This window comes from Robinsoniella sp. (assembly GCF_034124845.1).
The window spans coordinates 1-4,889 of sequence record NZ_JAWYAJ010000255.1 but is presented as its reverse complement, the minus strand read 5'-3'; the positions used below and the strand labels follow the sequence as shown (position 1 = coordinate 4,889).

Annotated in this window: 4 protein-coding genes; all 4 read left to right on the top strand. The window is 38.0% G+C overall.

Translation table 11 applies throughout. The annotated features are described in order from the left end of the window. Nucleotides 1-944: glycoside hydrolase family 2 protein (locus ACH2DQ_RS12715; protein WP_395026965.1), on the top strand; the 944-nt coding region annotated here is incomplete at its 5' end. Between the two features lie 295 nt (nucleotides 945-1,239). Continuing rightward, on the top strand, nucleotides 1,240-3,009 hold the full coding sequence (locus ACH2DQ_RS12710; protein ID WP_394912633.1) for a sensor histidine kinase: 1,770 nt from the start codon (nucleotides 1,240-1,242) through the stop codon (nucleotides 3,007-3,009). Continuing rightward, entirely contained in the window at nucleotides 3,006-4,478 is a 1,473-nt protein-coding gene (locus ACH2DQ_RS12705) for a response regulator (protein ID WP_394912634.1), read from the top strand. The genes ACH2DQ_RS12710 and ACH2DQ_RS12705 overlap by 4 nt, the downstream gene beginning before the upstream one ends. A gap of 138 nt (nucleotides 4,479-4,616) precedes the next feature. Further along, the coding region (locus ACH2DQ_RS12700) for a lipoprotein (RefSeq protein ID WP_395026962.1) at nucleotides 4,617-4,889 on the top strand (273 nt) is incomplete at its 3' end.

Here is a 4,889-nt window from a genome sequence, read left to right as displayed (position 1 = left end):
TTGTAAGCAATGATATCCGGGAAGCGCTGGATTTGAAAAGTTATGACGCCATCAAAACAAAGTTTGTAAGTGAATATGGAGCTCTCGGACCATGCAGCTTAGAGAGTATACAGGAATATCTGGGAGACGAAGAACTGGATATGAATGGAAAACTGTGGAAGTCCCATACAAACGTGACGATGAAAGACACCTTGAAGAAAGCCATTTTACAAAACTATTCCGTTGGGAATCATGGGCTTACTGAGCGCGAATTTATTCTGTACGGCGGGCTTGTACAGGGAGATGTCTATGAATATTCCCTGGAGTCCTTCCGCTTTCAGGAAGCATGCGGCGGTGCACTCTTCTGGATGTATAATGACGCCTGGGGCGAAGTTGGATGGACGGTCATTGATTACTACATGAGAAGAAAAATTTCTTATTATGGGGTTAAAAGGGCATTTGCCCATAAGAAATTTATCATCAGACAGGTGGATGATTGTATTCTGATCCGGGGGATCAACGATACAAACGAAAAAATGCGGTGCAACGTGAAATTTGGCTATGTATCATTTGATGGGACAATCAGTGATACCAGAGAAATGGTATTTGAAGTTCCGGCAGGAAAAAGGATGCAGGTATTAAAAGAAAAGACAGGCGATTATGACTTGAAATCTGGAGCATATATGCTGTATGTATATGATGAGAGCGTTGATCATGCAATGTTATACACCTGTCCCAATAGTCAGCTTCAGTACGCAGAAAGTTCTGTGGAAATGATGGAAGAAGAAGTAACCGGAAATGATAAAAAGATTGTCTTGAGAGCAAAAGGATATGTGTGCGGCGTGTATATAGCCGGAAACTATAAATGCAGTGACAATTATTTTAATATGCTTCCAGGGGAAGAAAAGACGATTATTGTAAAAGATGCAGGAGATAGGGTATTAGAATTAAAATCTATAAGATAGAAGAGGAAAATTACAGGTTAGATCATAACTGCTGCCAGGCTTTTTAGAGCCTGGCAGTTTATTTTATAAATTTATACCAGATTAGATTATAGCTCGTTTGATAACCAGAATTTGCATAAATCAGCAATGGAGAATAGCAAGTGAATGAATAGTAAAACCAAAGAAGTTATGGTAAAATAATTATATTTAGAATCCGGGTACTTTTGTTTAAATGTCTTAGCAGCAAAATAAGGTAATTATATTCAGTTCGAAAATAGAGTTTGTAACAAAATACGGATCAAAGAGGAAATCAAATATGTTAAAAAATAAATTGGAAAAAACGATAATTTATACGTATCTGGCAATTCTTATCGTGATCTCGATTATGATTGTTGTCTTATATCAGTATGTGAGAAAAAGTACGAGAGAAAATGCGATCGAGAACCAAAAAGAGGTTACCAGACAGATCACAGACCAGGTAGATACTTTTCTGGATAATATGGACAAGATTGCATTGCAGGTCATGGGTAATTCAATTATATTAGAGAACTTTCAGAATACGGATAAAAATGAACAAAATAACTATTTTGATGTCAATCCTGTTTTAAAGGCAAAGCTGCAGTCTGTGTTAATGAAAATTAACGGGCCGAGCGATGTTGTGGAGAAGATCTGCGTTTATAATGATAAAATGGATTATTTAAGTTATGGGGTTCTGAATGAGGATAATAACAAAGTGACAGAGAGTCTGAAACAGATACCGGTAAAAAGCATTATAGAAAAAATTGATCAGACGAAATACAGTAAGCGGTTGGTTTTCATTCATGATGATTACTGGAGAAACAGCGAGGATGAGACGGTTTCTGTATACCGGAACTTAAAGAGTTCGACAAATGGCCGTAATTATGGGCTGATCGAAGTACAAAGACCGAAAAAAGAACTACAGAAGATCTTCGCTTTGGAAAACAGCAGTATGGATCTGTTTCTGCTGGACAGTGAAGGAACTTTGATTTATTCCAGAGGGAACAAGGAAGTTACAAAGCAGCAGTTACTGAAGAATTTGAGTCAGGAAACGGCAGGAATCAGTGAAAAACAAAAAGAGGCAGGTGGAAAGGAACAGCAGTTGATTACCTGGAATACAGGTGAAAAGTTTGGGTGGCGGGCAGTGGTGATGCAGTCAGAAAAAAGTCTGTTAAGTTCCCTGGGTTTATTTACGAAATTTATGTGGGGATTTATAGTGCTTTTGACGGTTGCAAATGTAATATTTTTATTTGTAGTAATTAAGAAACTTCTAATGCCATTGAAGTTATTAAACAACTCTGTAAATGAAGTAAGTTTGAATAATTTGTTTCTGCAGATTGATAATAAAGGTCAGATAGATGAGGTAGAGAATATTAATAAGGCATTTCGGGCGATGTTCGTGCGTCTGAATAGTTCTATTGAAAACGAGATTAAATCTAACTTCCTGGCACTTCAGGCACAGATGAATCCTCACTTTCTCTATAACACACTTGCCATAATCAGTGCGGTTGGAATTGAGGATGACAATGAACGGATTCCGGTATTGTGTGAAAAATTATCAACTATGCTCAGATATTCTTCCTCCTATGAGGAACGTATGGCGAAGTTGCCCATGGAAATAAAATATGTGGAAGATTATCTCTGCCTGATGCGGGAGCGTTATGATGGAAAAGTGGAGTATGAAATTGAGACAGAAGGACGGCTGGAAGATGTTCTGGTACCCAAAATCAGTATACAGCCGCTGGCTGAGAATTGTTTTAAACATGGATTTATGAATAATCCATTCCCCTGGAAAATAAAAGTTCGCGGGAAGGTGACTGAAAGCGGATGGTATGTAGAAATCGAAGATAATGGGTGCGGCATGACACGGGAAGAGATTGCATTGATTGAGGACAGAATTGGTCAGATGGTTCAAAATCCGGTGGAGTTATCTCGTTTGTCTATAGGTGGATTGGGGCTTGTGAATACAATGGTAAGGTTTCGGATGCTTGACCCCAAGGTATATTACAAAATTCAAAATCACGATATGGGTGGGTTGGTTATCAGAATTGGAGGAGAATTAAAATGATCAAGGTATTAATCGTAGAGGATGAGCCGCTCATTGCAAAGGCGTTAGCAAAGCTGATTGTAAAAAGTGGCCTGGATTTTGAGGTGGCCGGCATAGCCGAAAATGGCATGGAAGCTATAGATTTGTATGAAAAGCATTTACCGGAGGTTGTATTTAGCGATATTAAAATGCCCATCATGGATGGGTTTGAATTTTTGCAGATATTAAAAGATCGGAAATACGAACCTTGTACCATCATACTGTCAGGATTTGAAGATTTCAATTATGCCCGGCAGGCCATTTCATATCAGGTACTGGACTATTTATTGAAACCTATTTCCAAGCAGATGCTCATGGAGATTCTGAATAAGGTAAGGATTATTTCTTTGCATAAAGAACAGGTGGCTAAAAATAATCTGATCAAGAGTACACTGGAGAATAAGGGGCGGCAGGAAATCATAGACGGGGATTGTATGTTGGCTCTGATTTGCATTGGAGCTTATCCCATGTCGCCAGATGACAGTATGCTTCCAGGAGTGAAGGTGTGGAGTGAAATAGACCTGGAAGGGGAATTGGATAAAATGGAATGTTCAGGGGCTACAAGTTGGATCTTTAACGGAAACAGCAGCGTTGAGCGAATTTTAATTCTGGAAGCAGCGGATCCATTCCTTCAGAATATGGTGATGAAGAAAGTATATAATCGTCTGCAGGAGCAGACAAATCTTCCGGTTACTTTGATAACCCATAAGCGGACAATAGATATTACGTCTGTAGGACCGATGTATAATGAATTAAAGGTCAACTTGTACAGCCGATTTATTTTTGGAAAGTCAGCTATGATCTGCTTAGAGGATAAAGATGTGTATTATGAGGATCACGAAATAAATACGATTGTGCAAATGATATACAAAAAGATTTCCGCAAATGATTCCAAAGGAATAAATGATAGTATAAAGGAACTGTTGGAGTTCTGCGATCAAAATAACCTCAGGCAGAAGCACATTTTGAAATATCTAAATATAATACTGGCATATTATTGTGAAAAGTTTCCGTTGGCGCAAATGACGAATATTGATTTTGAATTCATGCTGTCAAATGCAGAGAGCTATGATATTTTATATCTGGAAATAACGGAGATGCTTAGAACATCTTTGACATTGCCGGAATTGACGCAGACGGTTCATCCCCTCGCATTGAAGATAAAAGATTATTTAGAAGAGAATTTTGAGAAAAGTGTAACAAATGAAATTTTGTCCCGGGAATTTGGTTTTGTATCTTCGTATCTGAGTAAGATCTTTAAAAATCAGTACCGTATGACTCCGGGCAATTACCTGATAAAACTGCGTATCAATAAAGCAAAAAGCCTGATTCGGGAAAATCCGGAGCGTTTAATCAAAGATATTGCAGATACAGTAGGTTATAATGATCCCTACTATTTTTCAAAGGTATTTTATAAAGAAGAAAATATGTGGCCTTCTGATTACAAATAAAGAAATTGTTAAAAGTGTTTATTATTTTCCATCCGGTGTTTCGGATATTGCATTTCGTTTAAAAGCTGTTTCAACTATAATAATACTAAGTCAAGGGACAAACGAACTTGAAAAATATTAATTCAGGGAGGAAATACAATGAAGAACAAAGCAATGAAAAAAGGACTGAGTTTTATTTTGGCAGCAGCGATGATAACGGGACTGGCAGGATGCGGTGTATCAGGCAGTGAAGAAAAAGATTCCTCAGGTGCAGGCAATACGACATCTAATACAGAAAGCAGTGCGGATGCAGGAGAAAATAACAATATTGCAGATAACACCGGTGAGACACGGAAGGTTACCTACATGGTAGGCCAATCAAACTATATTGAATCAGCGTTTACGAAAATCGCCGATAAAATGAAAGCAGAG

What these genes read in the sequence shown, in the direction of transcription:
- ACH2DQ_RS12710 (WP_394912633.1), top strand. Translation starts at nt 1,240, where the DNA reads ATGTTAAAAAATAAATTGGAAAAAACGATAATTTATACGTATCTGGCA.
- ACH2DQ_RS12705 (WP_394912634.1), top strand. Translation starts at nt 3,006, where the DNA reads ATGATCAAGGTATTAATCGTAGAGGATGAGCCGCTCATTGCAAAGGCG.